At 52.2% G+C, this 15,503-nt stretch carries 17 protein-coding genes; 7 read left to right on the plus strand and 10 right to left on the minus strand.

All coding sequences use genetic code 11. The annotated features are described in order from the left end of the window. The first annotated feature begins 3 nt into the window (after nucleotides 1–3). Nucleotides 4–1,155: an MFS transporter gene (locus HOM51_14690; GenBank protein MBT5035757.1), complete on the plus strand. Its 1,152-nt coding sequence runs from the start codon at nucleotides 4–6 to the stop codon at nucleotides 1,153–1,155. Here HOM51_14690 and HOM51_14695 read toward each other — a convergent pair. From HOM51_14695 to amrS, 7 genes are all read right to left on the minus strand, one after another. Next, nucleotides 1,152–1,532, minus strand: coding sequence for a cupin domain-containing protein (locus tag HOM51_14695; protein MBT5035758.1), 381 nt, complete (start codon nucleotides 1,530–1,532; stop codon nucleotides 1,152–1,154). The genes HOM51_14690 and HOM51_14695 overlap by 4 nt on opposite strands. A 3-nt stretch (nucleotides 1,533–1,535) precedes the next feature. After that, nucleotides 1,536–2,237, minus strand: a complete 702-nt coding sequence (locus HOM51_14700) for a class I SAM-dependent methyltransferase (protein MBT5035759.1) — start codon at nucleotides 2,235–2,237, stop codon at nucleotides 1,536–1,538. Continuing rightward, nucleotides 2,234–2,689: a DNA polymerase III subunit chi gene (locus tag HOM51_14705; protein ID MBT5035760.1), complete on the minus strand. Its 456-nt coding sequence runs from the start codon at nucleotides 2,687–2,689 to the stop codon at nucleotides 2,234–2,236. Before HOM51_14705 ends, HOM51_14700 begins: the two co-directional genes overlap by 4 nt. Before the next feature lie 16 nt (nucleotides 2,690–2,705). Continuing rightward, entirely contained in the window at nucleotides 2,706–4,220 is a 1,515-nt protein-coding gene (locus HOM51_14710; GenBank protein ID MBT5035761.1) for a leucyl aminopeptidase, read from the minus strand. A gap of 28 nt (nucleotides 4,221–4,248) precedes the next feature. Beyond that, complete coding sequence (locus HOM51_14715; protein ID MBT5035762.1) at nucleotides 4,249–4,629, minus strand: hypothetical protein; 381 nt, start codon at nucleotides 4,627–4,629, stop codon at nucleotides 4,249–4,251. A 76-nt stretch (nucleotides 4,630–4,705) separates the two neighbouring features. Then, nucleotides 4,706–5,683, minus strand: a complete 978-nt coding sequence (locus HOM51_14720; GenBank protein MBT5035763.1) for a flippase-like domain-containing protein — start codon at nucleotides 5,681–5,683, stop codon at nucleotides 4,706–4,708. A 98-nt stretch (nucleotides 5,684–5,781) separates the two neighbouring features. Continuing rightward, entirely contained in the window at nucleotides 5,782–6,873 is a 1,092-nt protein-coding gene (amrS, locus tag HOM51_14725; protein ID MBT5035764.1) for an AmmeMemoRadiSam system radical SAM enzyme, read from the minus strand. A gap of 182 nt (nucleotides 6,874–7,055) precedes the next feature. Here amrS and HOM51_14730 point away from each other — a divergent pair, with 182 nt between their 5' ends. The 3 genes from HOM51_14730 (at nucleotide 7,056) to HOM51_14740 (ending at nucleotide 9,675) form a co-directional block, all read left to right on the plus strand. After that, nucleotides 7,056–7,508, plus strand: a complete 453-nt coding sequence (locus tag HOM51_14730; GenBank protein MBT5035765.1) for a hypothetical protein — start codon at nucleotides 7,056–7,058, stop codon at nucleotides 7,506–7,508. Nucleotides 7,509–7,529: 21 nt separating this feature from the next. Then, on the plus strand, nucleotides 7,530–8,279 hold the full coding sequence (locus tag HOM51_14735; protein MBT5035766.1) for a sulfite exporter TauE/SafE family protein: 750 nt from the start codon (nucleotides 7,530–7,532) through the stop codon (nucleotides 8,277–8,279). 64 nt (nucleotides 8,280–8,343) lie between these two features. Continuing rightward, the gene (locus HOM51_14740; protein ID MBT5035767.1) at nucleotides 8,344–9,675 is read left to right on the plus strand and encodes a hypothetical protein; all 1,332 of its coding nucleotides are present in this window, start codon (nucleotides 8,344–8,346) and stop codon (nucleotides 9,673–9,675) included. Here HOM51_14740 and HOM51_14745 read toward each other — a convergent pair. The 3 genes from HOM51_14745 to HOM51_14755 are packed head-to-tail and all read right to left on the minus strand — an operon-like array spanning nucleotide 9,672 to nucleotide 12,212. Further along, the gene (locus HOM51_14745) at nucleotides 9,672–10,922 is read right to left on the minus strand and encodes an MFS transporter (protein MBT5035768.1); all 1,251 of its coding nucleotides are present in this window, start codon (nucleotides 10,920–10,922) and stop codon (nucleotides 9,672–9,674) included. The genes HOM51_14740 and HOM51_14745 overlap by 4 nt on opposite strands. A gap of 60 nt (nucleotides 10,923–10,982) precedes the next feature. Continuing rightward, complete coding sequence (locus tag HOM51_14750) at nucleotides 10,983–11,729, minus strand: hypothetical protein (GenBank protein MBT5035769.1); 747 nt, start codon at nucleotides 11,727–11,729, stop codon at nucleotides 10,983–10,985. An 18-nt stretch (nucleotides 11,730–11,747) separates the two neighbouring features. After that, the gene (locus tag HOM51_14755) at nucleotides 11,748–12,212 is read right to left on the minus strand and encodes a selenoprotein B glycine/betaine/sarcosine/D-proline reductase (protein MBT5035770.1); all 465 of its coding nucleotides are present in this window, start codon (nucleotides 12,210–12,212) and stop codon (nucleotides 11,748–11,750) included. A gap of 66 nt (nucleotides 12,213–12,278) precedes the next feature. Here HOM51_14755 and amrB point away from each other — a divergent pair, with 66 nt between their 5' ends. The 3 genes from amrB (at nucleotide 12,279) to HOM51_14770 (ending at nucleotide 15,501) form a co-directional block, all read left to right on the plus strand. Next, a complete protein-coding gene (amrB, locus tag HOM51_14760) occupies nucleotides 12,279–13,712 on the plus strand; it encodes an AmmeMemoRadiSam system protein B (protein ID MBT5035771.1) in 1,434 nt (477 codons plus the stop codon). An 83-nt stretch (nucleotides 13,713–13,795) separates the two neighbouring features. Next, nucleotides 13,796–14,548: a 3'(2'),5'-bisphosphate nucleotidase CysQ gene (gene cysQ, locus HOM51_14765; protein MBT5035772.1), complete on the plus strand. Its 753-nt coding sequence runs from the start codon at nucleotides 13,796–13,798 to the stop codon at nucleotides 14,546–14,548. A gap of 11 nt (nucleotides 14,549–14,559) precedes the next feature. Beyond that, nucleotides 14,560–15,501: a threonylcarbamoyl-AMP synthase gene (locus HOM51_14770; GenBank protein ID MBT5035773.1), complete on the plus strand. Its 942-nt coding sequence runs from the start codon at nucleotides 14,560–14,562 to the stop codon at nucleotides 15,499–15,501. Nucleotides 15,502–15,503 lie beyond the last annotated feature (2 nt).

Consider the following 15,503-nt stretch of genomic DNA (forward strand, 5'->3'; position numbering starts at 1 on the left):
CAGATGCCCCATTCAAAATCCCAATTGACGTGGCGTCTTGCAGGATTTTATGGCGTCTATTTTATCCTCATTGGATTTGTAAGCGCCTTTTGGCCGCTCTGGCTGAAGGATCGGGGCATCAGCGAAACCGAAATCGGGATCATCCTGGCTTCCGGCGTGTTCGCGAAAGTTTTCGTTAGTCCAACGATTGCCCATCTGGCCGACCGACGCGGCGAACGCAAAGGCCTGATGATCGTGCTCGCCTTTTGTGCGGCGGCCGTATTTTCAGTTTTTCAATTCGCCGAAGGGTTCTGGAGTATTCTTCTGGTCACGGCGCTGTTTTTTATGGCGTGGTCCTCGATCCTGCCGTTAGGCGAAAGTCTGACCATGCTCAACGCCAAGGCGAAGGGGTTGGACTACGGGCGTCTCAGGCTATGGGGATCAATCGGGTTTATCGTTGCGACCGCCGGTGGCGGTATCTTTCTGACCGACAGAAGCGTGGATACAGTCCATTGGCTCATCTTAGGGTCCGCGGTCGCTGTGTTTGCCATATGTTGGCTTCTTCCCAATACCAAGGTCGAAAAGTCAGAACAGGGCAAAGCGCCCTTTATGACCATGCTGACAAACGGGCGCTTTGTTCTGTTTATCGCAGCCTGTGCCCTGATCCAGTCCACCCATGCGATCTATTATGGTTTTGGCACCATTCATTGGAAAAACGTTGGCTACAACGAAACCGTCATCGGGGCCTTATGGGCGGAAGGCGTCGTTGCGGAAATTATCTTGTTCATTTATGGCACACAACTCATCGCCCGACTGGGGGCTGCCAGGCTTATCCTTTTGGGTGGTCTCGCCGCTGTTATTCGATGGACAGTGACGGGTCTAAGCGACGACTTGAGCGTGCTTATTGTCGTTCAAGCGCTTCATGCCTTCACGTTTGGTGCAACACACCTAGGGGCGATCCACTATATATCTGAAACGGTCGCGCCAGAACGATCTGCCACAGCACAAAGTCTATATGCTGTCGCGGTTTCTGGAGTCGCCATGGCCATGGGCCTGGCGACATCCGGGAAGCTTTATGCCATGTTTAGCGGCGGTGCCTATTTGGTTATGGCAGGGGTTGGCGTTGCGGGCGTAATCCTGGCGTTTAATTTGGATATAAAGTCCAAGCGAGATTAGTCGGCTACTGCCCCCTCACCAAACCCGGATCCTGCTTGCTTGTATTCTTCCCGGGGCGGCGAGAAAATATCTAAGACCACAGCCCCCGTATCCCCTGTTCGCACAGTATGCTCAACGTTCGGAGGAGAGCGCCAGAAATCACCGACATTCATAACTGTTTCCTTGCCACCCTGAACACGTATCAGCGATCCTTCGAGCAGATACCCCCACTGTTCTTCAGGGTGAGAATGTAAGGTGCCAGAAGAATTTGGCTCAATCCGAACCACCGACAGCATGGCGTGGTCACCGGGGAAAACCCGGGTTGTAATCCCTTCGCATAAGGTTCGCTGAATGCCTTGTGACATATCATCTACGTTAAAGGCCCATTGGTCTGCCATTTCTCAGTCTTCCTTATTTTTGAGTTCAAAAACGCATAGCAAGTTCGCCTGCCAAATTTGCGGGTGGTAGGTCAGGACGCGGTTCAATATGCCATGCAGCGCATTCTCCAGAACCCGCTTCCGCCATTTCCCCGTCGTCTGCCCAACCACATTCAAGCACGTATAGCCGGTCATAAAGGCGAGTTCCTTCACCCGGTCCGGCGTGTAGGGTGTGACGTGATCAAAGGAGCCGTAAAACATTCGCTGACCCCAAGGTGACGAAACGTTTGGCATGCGGAGTAATACTTTTCCGCCCTTGCTAAGAATCGAACGCAGTCCCTTTAGCAGCTGAATGGCGTCGTCGAGTTCCATGTGCTCAAGAATATCGAACAGAACGATGCGATCAAACGTCCTGGCACCTGAGACTTTGGCCACGTAGTCGTTGGCATCCGCACAAACGAATTCACAACCTTCGATGTCACTTAAAACTTCAGCCAAATTTTCGTCGTAGTCCACGCCGACGGTATCGCTAAACCCGCGTGCTTTTAAGTACCGTAGAAATTGCCCGGCCCCACAGCCGATTTCGAGAACTGACATGGCAACGTTCGCGCCGGTAAGCGATAAAAATTCCTGATCAAACTGGCGAAGGTGTTTTTTCTTGATCTCCGTCGCACTGCGCTCACGATGGCCTTTGTAGACTTCTGCCTTTTCATCTTTGTAAGTCATGCCCCCGCCTTCTCTTCCCAGCCGCCGCGGTCTGTTTGCTGCCAATAGGTCAGATCATACCCGGCGTCCTTGTACGTCTTCCAGTGTTCGCGGGCGGCACTGACAGCGGCATCATCTTCGCCATCAAACAACTCGAAACAGCGCTCGAATTCTCCGACATGATCCGACGATGCGCCGTCTGTTAGGAATAGGAATTGGGATTGGTTAGGGTTTTCGTCATTCGTCGTCAGCCAGACGGGTTGGTCTTCCGGCGCGCCATCTTTGCGGCTGCCATGCGGCAGCCAGGAATCGTTTTCATAGGTCCATAGAAGACCGTTCAGCGCTTCAATCTTGTCATCTGAGCCGGCCATGACGATAGCGCGCTTGCCAGCCTCAACGGTTTTTTCCAAGAGCTTGGGCAAGGCCCGGTCGAGGGGCCATTTCTGTAAGTGATAGAATGCAACAGAAGTCATCCTACCCGCGCCGCCGCTACTTTTTCTCGTAGTAATCAGCCACCAGCCGGTCCAACAACCGGACCCCGAAGCCAGTTCCACCCTTGGGTACTGTCGGCTTCTCGGCCTTGGACCATGTGACGCCGGCGATATCCAGGTGCGCCCACGGGGTTTTATCTACAAATCGTTGCAGGAACTGCGCAGCCGTCGTGCTGCCTGCTCCCCGACCTGCGCCAATATTTTTCATATCCGCAGCGTCAGAGTTGATCATCTTGTCATAGGCGTCGCCCAGCGGCATCCGCCAAAGGTTTTCATCGACCTTCTTGCCGGCTTCGGTCAAACGTTCGGACAATCGATCATTGTTGGAAAACAAGCCCGCCATTTCACCGCCAAGACAAACGATGATCGCACCGGTCAACGTTGCCAAGTTGACCATGAACTTCGGCTTAAAGCGTTCCTTGGTGTACCAAAGCGCATCGGCCAGGACCAACCGCCCTTCGGCATCTGTGTTCAAAACTTCGATGGTCTGGCCCGACATTGAGGTAACAATATCACCGGGACGCTGAGCATTGCCACCCGGCATGTTCTCAACCAGCCCGACAACGCCAACAGCATTGACCTTGGCTTTACGTCCGGCCAGCGCCTTCATTAATCCAATAACGACACCAGATCCGCCCATATCCCATTTCATGTCTTCCATGCCGCCGGAGGGCTTTATCGAAATACCACCAGTATCAAACGTCACACCCTTACCGACGAATGCGATGGGGGCTTCTGCTTTCTTGCCTTTGGCAGGTTTGTCCGCACCATTCCATTGCATCACGACCATACGGGACTCACGGATACTGCCCTGCCCCACACCCAAGAGCGCGCCCATACCAAGCTTCGCCATCTGCGCTTCGTTAAGCACTTCAACCTTGATGCCCAACTTGGAAAGGGTTTGTGCCTGCTTTGCCAGGGTTACGGGATAAAGCACGTTGGCGGGTTCAGACACCAAATCGCGCGTAAAAAATACGCCATCCGCGACTTTATCTTTAGCCTGATACAAAGTTTTTGCGCGGGTATTTCCGGCACATTGGATCTGAATGGTTTTCAGAACCGGCTTGTTTTCTTTCTTTTCCTTGGTCCGGTACTTATCAAACCGATAGGACCGCAGCCGCGATCCAAATGCCATTTCAGCTGCTTGCTCCGCTGCCTTAAAAGAACAGCCATCAATGTCGTCAACCAGAACACTAATCGTGGTCGCACCGACCCGGTTTAGCGCTGCGTAAATCGCGCCCCCTGCGGACTGTAGCCCAAGATCATTGATCTCTTTAGGCTTGCCCAAGCCAACCGCAAGAATGCGGCTAATTTTGCCATCTCCGGGGGCCAAAAGCGTCAGCGTCTGACCTTTGGTTCCCTTGAAGGTGCTGGCTTTTACAGCGCGTGTTAAGGCACCTTTTAGGCTTTTATCAAGCGCGGTCGCACTGGCGGTAAGCTTTCGTCCGCCCAATATTCCGACAACGACAACACCTTTCTCAGGCAACGATGGCTTGGCAAATACGACTTTCATGAATCCCCCTTAGGTCCAAGGTGCGTAACTACTGTACGTAGTTATTGCTATTTTGTAGTTTTTCGAGATCAACCAGACGCTTTTCCCAACCTTCCAGGTCTTCCGGGTCGGCATCTTCGTCGTCTGTATCGATGAGTTCTTTGTGCATGTTGATCTGTTCTTGGACGACACCAATCACTTCGAACAATTGCGCATCGGTGATCGAATTAATGACGACCTTTGCGTCGAACAGCATGTCTGCCCGTGGCAGCGGGTCGAGCGATTCCAACCGAGTGTCCAATTGGCGCCACTGGTCATACCATTCATCGTAGACTGACGATCCACCTTCAACCGGTTTGCCCTTCCGGTTAAAATCCAGGTGGCCCATTATGGTCATGAACTCATGAACCGAAAATTCTAGTCTCTGCACCGTTACATCTCCTGCATGGCATGGAATAAATTAATCTAAGGACTCCGGGTCCCGCTTGCAATCAAACCTGTTGCTGTTAACTGTCGGCTTCTACAGCAGCCGTCTCTGTTTCAATATCCTTGCGGCGATATCCACTCATCAGCCAAATAATACCGCCGGGCAAACTTGCGACAATTGCTAAAATTCCCGCCAGTAATGAGAGCACCACAGCCCCCTCTTGCGATACACCAATAAGACCAAACGCGGCAACCATGGCGCCTTCGCGAACGCCCCACCCAGCAATGGAAATCGGCAGGGTCGTCGCTAACATGACCGGCGGGAACAGCGCCAAGCAATCTAACATCGATACATCTAACTTCAGCCCAAGTGCCAAAATATAAATACTCAGCGTTACATTCACGTGGCCAACCAAGGACCAAGCCAAAATTTTGGATGCCCATTGAGGGCTTAAGAATACCAACCTGGAATCGGAAGCCAGCATTGCAAGTCCGCGTACGACACGCCAATGGCTGTAACGTGAGGGCAGTCGGTCGAGGTTCATCAGCACGATCAAGCCCACAACCATCAGCACGAACAAGACCGCGACAGAGGTAAGAATTAAGCCTTCCTGATCATCTGGAACCCGGGTCATGAAATACGGCTGCATGGCCGTCACAATCAGCACCAGAGCAATAACCAACGCGCCACGTTCCAGAAGGACGCTATTAATAGAAGCTCCAAGCGGCACACCTGCTCTTTTCGCGATGTACATCCGAACGGCATCACCACCGACAGAAGACGGCAGGGTCTGATTGAAAAAGAGCCCGATATAATAAATCTTGAAGGAATCAATAAACGGCAACGGCGCACCAATCGCACTTAGAACGACTTTCCACCGCGCTCCCGCGATCACTGCCTGAACCAAAAACAACATCGTCGCGAACAACAGCATTTCCGGCGCAACATCCAACGCCCGGTCCTTGGCAGACGAGAGATCTATTTTACTGAGGACAAACCAGATAAGGGCACCCGAGACGGATACCTTTAGGGTTAGGCCAAGCCATTTTTTGAACATTGAATACGCCGCTAATTCCTTATCTTTGCGAACGTTTAGCAGGTCATGACCCGCATGTCATGCGCCGAAAAGAATGTTTAGGTAAATCGCCCTTGTGATTAAGAAAAACGCAACGGTACGCGCTTGCGGCCCCAGTCACCGGGTTCGTTTTCAAAGATCCCGGCGACAGGCTCACCACATTTCGCGCAATTGCCCCGGTAATTTCCGTCGAAGCTGATATTCCAAGCCTTTAACTCATGCCAATCGCGGCCAATCAATTTGCTTGAACAGTTATGGCAATAGCTGCTGCCGGTGCGTTCGTCGTGAATATTGCCAGTGTAAACGTAGTGAATGCCATTTTTGCGGGCGATGTTATATGCCTGAAATAGTGTCTCTGGCGGCGTTCGGGGCTTGTCCTGCATTTTCCAGTCGGGATGAAAGGCTGTGAAATGGACGGGTACATCAGGGCCTAAATTCTCGACAATCCATTGAGTCATTTCCTCCAGTTCCGCTTCCGAATCGTTTTCCCCGGGGATTAGAAGGTTGGTAATTTCGAACCAGACATCGGTCTCATGCTTCAGATATTTCAGTGTATCCAGAACCGGAGCCAACCGCGCCGTACAAAGTTTGTGATAAAAATCTTCAGTAAAACATTTCAAATCGACATTAGCCGCATCCATGTGCTGGAAAAATTCCTCACGCGCCGTGCCCTGAATATATCCCGCGGTTACAGCGACGTTTTTAATCTCCCGTTCGTGACACGCCTTGGCCACATCCACTGCGTATTCCAAAAATATAACCGGGTCATTATATGTGTACGCAACACTCCTGCAGCCCGACTGTTTTGCCGCCTCTGCAATCATTACCGGCGTCGCCTTATGCATTAGACGATCAGATTCTCGCGACTTGCTGATGTCGTAATTCTGGCAAAATTTGCACGTTAAATTGCACCCTGCGGTGCCAAACGACAGGATTGGCGTGCCCGGCAGGAAGTGGTTGAGCGGTTTTTTTTTGATAGGATCGATACAGAATCCGCTTGAGCGGCCATACGTTGTCAGAACGATTTCGTCGTTTTCGCGTGCACGGACAAAACACAGCGCCCGTTGCCCCTCATTTAATTTACATTCACGCGGACAGACATCGCACTGAATTCGACCGTCATCCAGCTTATGCCAATGCCTTCCTGATACTGAACCTGGAAACTCTGTCATGGGTCGGAATTATATATTACCCAACGCCGTCAAACCACCGCGTGTCCAATCGGCACACATTTTGTCATATGACAGAAACATTTTGAAATATATTAGATATTGATTATATAACGGTTTCAATTCATTGTTTCGCGATGTGTCAATAAAATCTATAATTTAAGTAATAAAAGATCAGTGTATTGGTGAGCTATAATACGGTTGTTCCGAGCGTTAACGCGCAAAATCATCCTTTAATTCAAGAGTTTGTCGCCTTGGTTAATGCGACAGCACCTGACGGCGTGCTGAGCTTCGCCGACTCTCAAACGCGACCTTTTATGAAATATTGGCCGAATATAATTATCAGCGAGTATCTAAAAAGCGAAGACGATTTTCTGTGCCGGTTTTTAGGAACGGCGTTGGTCGAAAATTATGGCGCCGACCACACCGGAAAATTAATGTCAGAGCGCGGCACCAAAGAGGTTCAAGAATTCCTGATGCAGCTCAATTTGGATGCCCTCAAAGGAGAAGGCCCAATTTATGCGAGCGGTAACGTCTTTTGGGACAGCAAAGCTCACAAAAAGTGGCATCAGGTTCGAATGGGTCTCAAATATGGTAAAACCATAGATGCCACGTTAGGGTTTGTTGTATTTGAATGACGGAAGGGAAGGAAGAGACCGCTGGAACTTGATCTCGTCCTCACCATCACTGGCTTATTTTTCTTAATTGCCGTTTTCTATTCTTCTGTTGGCCAAGCCGGGGCAACGGGATATCTGGCAGTGATGGCTTTGTTTGGGTTGCCGCCGGAAGTTATGCGGCCTGTGGCACTGGCGCTTAATGTCTTAGTTGCGGGACTAACCACCTACCGATTTTATAAAGCCGGGCATCTAAAGTTCTCTGAGGCATGGCCATTATTACTGATGTCAGCGCCGCTGGCCTTCGTTGGCGGTACAATGGTTCTGCCGCAAGAAATTTACCGCCTGCTTCTGGGTGGCCTGCTGATCCTTTCAGCGGGCTATCTTATTTGGCGGTCATTGGCCGAGCCTGACAGGTTTTCTGAAAATGATAAGATATTGCCGAAGGTGCCCGCACTGGGCACGGGCGGAACTGTCGGCTTTTTATCTGGCTTAACCGGCATTGGTGGCGGCGTTTTATTGAGTCCAGTGCTTTTGCAATTTGGATGGGCCGGCATTCGCAAAGCCTCCGCCCTATCAGCGGTTTTTATTCTGTTCAATTCAGCGGCGGGATTGGCTGGGAATTTAGTGAGTTTAAATTCACTGCCGACAGTCGTGCCGATTTGGGCAGTCGCTGCGATGCTGGGCGGCCTGATCGGTTCCAGAGGTGGGGCCTTAGCAATTCCATCGGTTTATTTGATCCGAATACTATCAGTCGTCCTATTGGCTGCTGGTCTAAAATTCGTCATATTTTAAGCCGTGTGCCGGTTAATTGTGGTACCATATTCCTCTCGACGATCACCAAATCATCGGAGGGAATATGAAGGATTGGCAACGCCTTTTTATATCAGCCTTGATTTTCGCTAGCGTGGTTGCGGGGTTCCCTTTGGTGGGGACTGCCCAAAATCCAATCATCCGGAACGATACAGATGGCGATGATCGCCTCTCGCCTGATGAATTCCCAGGCCCACCTCACGCTTTTGACCGTATTGATCAGAATGGTGATGGCTACCTTACTCTCCAAGAATTACGCCAAGGTCGCCAAGGGCGCCGCGGTGGAAGAAGCGGCCAAAGAGGGGGCGGCAGGTTCCCACCAGCACCTAAGTTAGCCCGCACGCCGTCGGCTTCCTGGCGCTATGTCGATACTCACATGCATCTTCATCCCATCGGACTAGATAACGCCCTTGGGCACGGCCGTGGCGGTGGAGACGAGAGACCCGATTTAGCCGAGAAACTGGAAGAGGCCGCGGATAAATTAATCGCGCGGATGGATAGCTTCGGTCTCGAGAAAGCTTTGATCGTCGTTGTTCCCTCCAACAAGCTCACCCCGGGAGAAGATTTCTATTTGATGCGAGACGCAGTTCGAAGCCAATCGGACCGACTGTTCCTGATGGCGGGTGGCGCAACCCTTGGGTCCACGATCCTACAAACTCCGCCGGACAAAGTGACTTCGTCGATTTCCAGTAAGTTCGTTGCACAGGCCAAAAAATTGTTATCCGCAGGCGCCCGTGGCTTTGGCGAAATGATCTCCTATCACCTGTGCATGACGCAACGCCATTCGTTTAAATTTGCGCTGCCGGATCATCCCTTGTTCTTAAAACTGTCCGACATCGCGGCAAAAAATAACGTGCCAATTGATTTGCATATGGAAGCCATTGAGACAGCAGCCCCGATGCCTGAGAACCTAAAACAAGCATGTGATAAAAATCCGGATCAGCTAACCCCGACGATTCCATCGTTAGAGCAATTGCTTGCCCATAACCGCATCACCCGGATTGTTTGGCAGCACGTTGGATGGGACAATGTCGGTCAAATGAAGCCGGTTCTTTTGGACCGCCTGCTCCGGCAAAACAAAAACTTATTTATGGCCCTTCGTGTGGAACGCCGCCCCAATCAGGTTGGCGGCGGTGGCCCCATGCCCAATAGAATTGTCGATACGAACGCCAATATTCATCCAGAATGGTTAAAGCTCATGACGGACCATCAGGACCGTTTGGTCATAGGAAGCGACGAATTCGTTGGGCCGTCCGGCAAAGAACCAAAAGGGGCGGCATCGTATACCGATACATGGGCCATGGTCAGCCGACTTCCTCCCGACATCGCCGCTAAAATCGGTCGCGAAAACGCCCTTCGAATCTATAACTTGCGTTAAATTTTAACGACATCACCTGCCGCGTATCGGCGGCGATATTTCATGAGACCGATCAGGACTAATAGGTTGATTGCTCCAGCGACAGCCGCAAAAGCATAAGAAATCACATAATTCCCCGTCGCATCATAGAAATACCCGGCGAGATACCCGCCTAATCCCATTCCAATCCAACCCGCTGAGACGATAAGAGCAACGGCAAGGCCAGTCATGCGCAGGGGAGCTGCTTCACGAGCGCAGACGATCAAGCAAGTCATAACACCAGAATACGAAAAGCCAAATAAGACAGCAAAAGTATAAAGCATCGGCAGGGACTGGGTTTGGGTAAACCAGAACACCACCGCGGTCTGACCGAATGATGCAATGGCGTAGCTTGGCAAACTGCCAATTCTGTCAGCGAGCATACCGAAGAATAAACGCCCCGGCACACCACTAAACATTAAGACAACAAGCACACTTGTCGCGGTTTCGGGGTCGAGCCCAAGATCAGTACCGAGTGGAACAAGATGAATGATCGGAACGGCCATGCAGATGCAGCAAAAAATTCCGGCACACCAGACCCAAGACAACGATATACGATGCGGAACGCCCCATTGATTGTTGTCTGAAAGCGGCGTGCCTGACGTGAGCGCACTCTGTCGGTCACCAAACAACGGGGGTGGTTTAAGAAAAAACAGCAGGGGGATCAGAATCACTAAATATCCAACACCCAAATACAGCATCGCATCACGCCAATCCCAATTGGATATCATCAACCGCAAAATATAAGGAACGGCTCCCTGACCAATAGCACCGCCCGCCGTGACAATCCCGAGTGCCAAGCCCTTGCGCCGGTCAAACCAATGTGAGGTCAGAGCCAATATCGGCGTAAAAAGACAAGCGAACCCAAAGCCGCCGATAAATAGGTAATGCAGATAAAACGCCCATAATTCGGTTTGCCAACTCAGCGTCATAATCGGGATCGATAAACCAAACGCACCGAGGAACGCGATTTTACGTGCGCCAATTCTATCGGACAAAACACCCCACAGAATACCACCTGCCCCGCAACCGATTGTCACCATCGTGTAGGCAAACGAGATTTCAGCTCGCGTCCAAGAAAACTCTTGTTCTAACGGCATGATCAGAACGGAGACCGATATATTGGCGCCAAACCCCAAGATCAGACAGATCGTGCCGACAAACACGATCACCCATCCATAGGGCCGTTCCTCAATCGATGAAGCATCGAGTGGTCCCGTATTACTCATGACGCACTAATACTTAATATTTGGCGGTTAAGCCACGTGGGAATACCCAGGACTAAAATCTCAGTCCTGTTTCAGCCGATGAGCCTGACTTCGTGGAATAAACGACCTGGTCGCCAGAATTTGTGTTTTCGGGTCATCGCTCGCGGCCATCGCACCATGTAAGTCCAGGAAGACTGATCCCACTGTGGTCTCTCCCCAGAACCAGTCGGCGATTTGTTTGCTTGTCGAACTGCCGGGCTGGGCGGTTGCCGCTTCCATATACCACGCCTTAATATCTTCTGATGCGAGTTTAAGAGCCTCGGCAAATTCAATTTCCGGCACGGGGTTATCCCTGTTCCCTTCCAGGTAACCGATCAGTGCACGCGCGGCTTGATCTATTGGCAACGAGCTTGCACCAACCGATGAGCCGCCTCGTTTTCGTTTGGCAACATCGTACCATGAGGCCAGGCTTGCCATCTCGGCGACAAGCGCTGTTTCTCGATCCGACGCATCGGATGGCGGTGCGGGTAGATTAACGGGACAGGTCCAGCCCTCGCACTCTTCTTCGTTCTCATCCGCGTTTAGAGGGGCGTCTTCATCAAAATCACAAAGCAATACGGGCCCCTCGTCTGACGCCAACAAAGCTAAGCTCTCACGCAGAACTTTCATTTGGAAATCCGGATTATTGGGCGCACCCAAGGGCCGACCCAGTTCGAACGGCACCCACAGAAAACGTGGCGGGCGCATCCCTACAGTATGTTCCCGAACCAAACTGATCCCTGTCGTCGCGATACCTTCATCTTCGATATAATGTCCTAACGCGCTCACGGCGGTTGTGCAGTTAGGTCATATGGGGATTAGCATCACCGCATCGACTGCGTCTTTCTTTAAAAGACTTGCGACTTCCCGAGCCGTGGGTTCGAAGGAGTCCGGTGTCGATCCAGCACCCATAAATCCATAGTGAAAATCAGCAACCGAGCCGATCTCTCCAGCTTCTTCAAGCTCACGCAGTCGGTCTATCGGAAAAGCGACATTGAGGTCTTGCTGAAACCCAGTGCGGTCGAAGTTCACGGATGAATGGGTCATCACCATATCTCCCGCTGCAACATCACCGGGAATGACCCGAAAGGCCGTGTCGTGAAAATCAAAGCTTTGTTCCCCCGCCAGATGAATGCCGGCAGTGGTGATCATGGCGACCCGACGTTCCTTCAAAGGAGGGCCCGTGACCCAGGGCTCCGTTGGAAAGGGTACGCACACCTTTTCTAGAAGGTGCGCCGCTTCATAGTCTGGTAAATCGCTTAGTCGAACCATGGGCCTTTTCCAAATCGTTATGATAGACTAGACAATCTAAACCAACTTTGAACCAGGAGACAACCGATGACATCGGTTCGCCCGGCAGCAGTTGCGGGTCAGTTTTATCCCGGTGATCCAGAGGAATTGGATGCCGCGGTTCAGTTCTTTTTATCTCGAATTCCCGCCGAAGACAGCCCCACACCAAAAGCCATTATCGCCCCCCATGCAGGCTATATTTATTCAGGCCCTATGGCGGCAGAGGCTTACGCTACGCTCCGCCCGGCACGGGGAACGATAAAGCGAGTCATCCTGTTGGGGCCGTGCCATCGAGTGGCGTTGGAGGGCCTTGGGCTTCCGAGTGTCAATTCATTCCAGACACCTTTGGGAGATATACCCATCGATAGTGAGGCCTGCGATAAAATTCTCGATCTTCCTCAAGTCCAAGTCTTCGACGCAACCCATGAAATGGAACATAGTCTTGAGGTCCACCTACCGTTTCTTCAGGTAGTATTAGATGATTTTACCTTGGTCCCCTTAGTCGTCGGCAGTGCCAATGCGGAACAGGTAGCACAAGTTCTTGATCGCCTATGGGGTGGTACGGAAACAGTCATCGTTATCAGCTCCGACCTCAGCCATTATCTGGACTACGGCACAGCACAGAAGATGGACGGCGCCACGTCTCGTGCCATCGAAACCTTAAATTATGCCGACATTAGCCGGGAACAGGCCTGCGGCCGCATCCCCATCAGTGGCCTATTGGCCTTGGCCAAGCACAAAGGCATGGCGGTTAAAACCCTCGGCGTCTGCAATTCCGGCGACACGGCAGGCACCAAGGATAAAGTCGTCGGTTATGGATCCTGGGCATTTTGGGAACAGAAGGGAAAAGCCGACAATTTTGAGAACGACACCAAAGAACTTTTGAATAAGTATGGTGCACAGCTTCTACATCTGGCCGCCGACTCACTTCAATACGGCCTGACCCATGGTGAACCTTTGAAGGTAAATCTCACCGGCGGCCCGCCTGAACTCACGGCCCCAGGCGCTTGCTTTGTGACCCTAAAACGCGAAGGCAAGCTTAGAGGCTGCATCGGTTCCGCCGTTGCCCACCGCTCCTTAGCCGAAGATGTCGTCGCGCGGGGTTACGACGCAGCCTTCAATGACCATCGGTTTCCCAATCTGACCGCCGAAGAACTGGATGGATTAGACCTGTCGCTCTCCGTGCTCAGCCCACAGACGTTAATGAATGTCGCCGACGAAGAAGACCTTCTCCGCCAGCTTCGGCCCGGCATTGATGGCCTGATCATCGAAGACAAGGGTCTCCGCTCGTTATTCTTGCCGTCTGTGTGGGAGCAATTGCCCGACGCCCAGCAATTCCTGGCCCACCTAAAACAAAAAGCAGGCATGGGACCCGGGCCTATGTCGAGCGATTTAAAGGCTTGGCGTTTTATTTCTGAGGAAATTTCCGCTGCTGACCTAGAAGACGGCGACGCTCTTTGGAAAATGTTGCCCGCCGATTAACCCTTGGTTCCTCACGCTGATCTTTCTATTGTGCCCAAAATCACTAAGGAGCAACGCTTGTGAGTTTGAACATTACCATCGACATGCTGGATAAGCTTGGGGACCTCGCCAAAAATGCCGGCGTGGAAATCATGAAGATTTATAATTCGGACTTCAAAGTCGATACCAAAGCGGATAATTCGCCGGTGACGGAGGCGGATCAAATCGCCGAAACCATGATTACCGAATATATAAAGAAAAACATCACCGATGCCTTCCCCATCATTGGCGAAGAAGCCGTTGCAGCCGGCACCGCCCCTCAGTTGGATGGCGGCCCGTTCTGGCTGATCGATGCCTTGGACGGGACCAAGGAGTTCATCAACAAAAGCAAAGAATTCACAGTCAATATCGCGCTGATCGACGTCAACCGCCCGGCACTTGGGATCGTCCATGCGCCAGCGCTGAATGCGACCTATTGGGGCAGTCAGATGGGGTGCTATGCCCAGGCCGCAGGTGAAAGTGAACCCCGTCAAGTCACAGCCCGCAAAGCCCCCGCGGACGGCTTGGTTGCCCTGGTCAGCAAAAGCCATAAGACACCAGAGGTGGATGAGTATCTTTCGAAGTTTACCATCAAAAAAGAAACCGCCGCTGGCAGTTCTCTAAAATTCTGCCGCATCGCCACGGGGCACGCAGATATTTACCCTAGATTAGGCCGGACCATGGAATGGGACACGGCGGCCGGACATGCTGTTTTATTCTATGCGGGTGGCAAAGTTCGTGATCTGGAGAACAACATCCTGCCGTATGGCAAACCCGAGTTTGAAAATCCGCATTTTGTTGCGACGGGCGCGGAATAACACTCAGAAGCATGACCCAGGAATTAGCAGCAACGGCGGAAGGAATCGCCACTGCGGCAGAACTCTTGCGCGCAGGTGACCTGGTTTCGTTTCCGACGGAAACTGTCTATGGCCTTGGTGCGGACGCGACCAACGACCACGCCGTCGCCGCTATTTTTGCCGCCAAGGACCGCCCCCAATTTAACCCGTTGATTGTCCACGTGGCCGACAAGGCTGAAGCCCACCGCATCGTTGATTTTAATCCAGATGCCGACCGCCTCGCCGAAGCCTTCTGGCCCGGCGCCTTAACTCTCGTCCTGCCCAGAACAAAAGACTGCGCCGTGTCTCTGCTGGTCAGCGCCGGCTTGGATACAGTCGCCGTCAGAGTCCCCAACCACAAAACGGCGCAGGACCTCCTACGCGCGACAGACCGCCCCGTCGCCGCGCCAAGTGCCAACCCGTCTGGCCAAATCAGCCCGACCACCGCCGCCCACGTCATGGATGGCTTGAGCGGTCGCCTCGCAGCTATTCTTGATGGGGGAAACTGTACCGTTGGGATAGAATCCACCGTCGTTGATGTATCAGGGCCTACTCCAGTCCTGCTCCGCCCCGGCGGTATTTCATTTGAGGATTTAGCCAAAACCCTCCCCTCTCTCGAAACTACAAGCGGTTCCCCGGATGCGCCAAAATCCCCCGGCATGATGGAACGCCACTACGCCCCCAACACGCCGCTACGGCTCAATGCCACAAAAGCAGAAAACGGCGAAGCTCTTCTAGGCTTTGGCCCGGAGGCCTCCACAACCTCACTCAACCTAAGCCCGTCGGCCAACCTAACCGAAGCTGCGGCCAATCTGTTCGCGATGATGAGAGAACTGGACGAAAGCAGTGCGAAAGGCATCGCTGTTATGGCAATTCCAGAGATAGGGCTGGGCCGAGCTATAAATGATCGTCTGCGCAGAGCTGCGACGCCTTAAAA

Source organism: Rhodospirillaceae bacterium, assembly GCA_018660465.1.
In the GTDB taxonomy this organism is placed as follows: Bacteria; Pseudomonadota; Alphaproteobacteria; order Rhodospirillales; family JABJKH01; genus JABJKH01.

Coding starts and splice junctions, on each gene's coding strand:
- HOM51_14690 (MBT5035757.1), top strand. CDS start 4: ATGCCCCATTCAAAATCCCAATTGACGTGGCGTCTTGCAGGATTTTAT.
- HOM51_14695 (MBT5035758.1), bottom strand. CDS start 1,532: ATGGCAGACCAATGGGCCTTTAACGTAGATGATATGTCACAAGGCATT.
- HOM51_14700 (MBT5035759.1), bottom strand. CDS start 2,237: ATGACTTACAAAGATGAAAAGGCAGAAGTCTACAAAGGCCATCGTGAG.
- HOM51_14705 (MBT5035760.1), bottom strand. CDS start 2,689: ATGACTTCTGTTGCATTCTATCACTTACAGAAATGGCCCCTCGACCGG.
- HOM51_14710 (MBT5035761.1), bottom strand. CDS start 4,220: ATGAAAGTCGTATTTGCCAAGCCATCGTTGCCTGAGAAAGGTGTTGTC.
- HOM51_14720 (MBT5035763.1), bottom strand. CDS start 5,683: ATGTTCAAAAAATGGCTTGGCCTAACCCTAAAGGTATCCGTCTCGGGT.
- amrS (MBT5035764.1), bottom strand. CDS start 6,873: ATGACAGAGTTTCCAGGTTCAGTATCAGGAAGGCATTGGCATAAGCTG.
- HOM51_14740 (MBT5035767.1), top strand. CDS start 8,344: ATGAAGGATTGGCAACGCCTTTTTATATCAGCCTTGATTTTCGCTAGC.
- HOM51_14745 (MBT5035768.1), bottom strand. CDS start 10,922: ATGAGTAATACGGGACCACTCGATGCTTCATCGATTGAGGAACGGCCC.
- HOM51_14755 (MBT5035770.1), bottom strand. CDS start 12,212: ATGGTTCGACTAAGCGATTTACCAGACTATGAAGCGGCGCACCTTCTA.
- amrB (MBT5035771.1), top strand. CDS start 12,279: ATGACATCGGTTCGCCCGGCAGCAGTTGCGGGTCAGTTTTATCCCGGT.
- cysQ (MBT5035772.1), top strand. CDS start 13,796: ATGCTGGATAAGCTTGGGGACCTCGCCAAAAATGCCGGCGTGGAAATC.
- HOM51_14770 (MBT5035773.1), top strand. CDS start 14,560: ATGACCCAGGAATTAGCAGCAACGGCGGAAGGAATCGCCACTGCGGCA.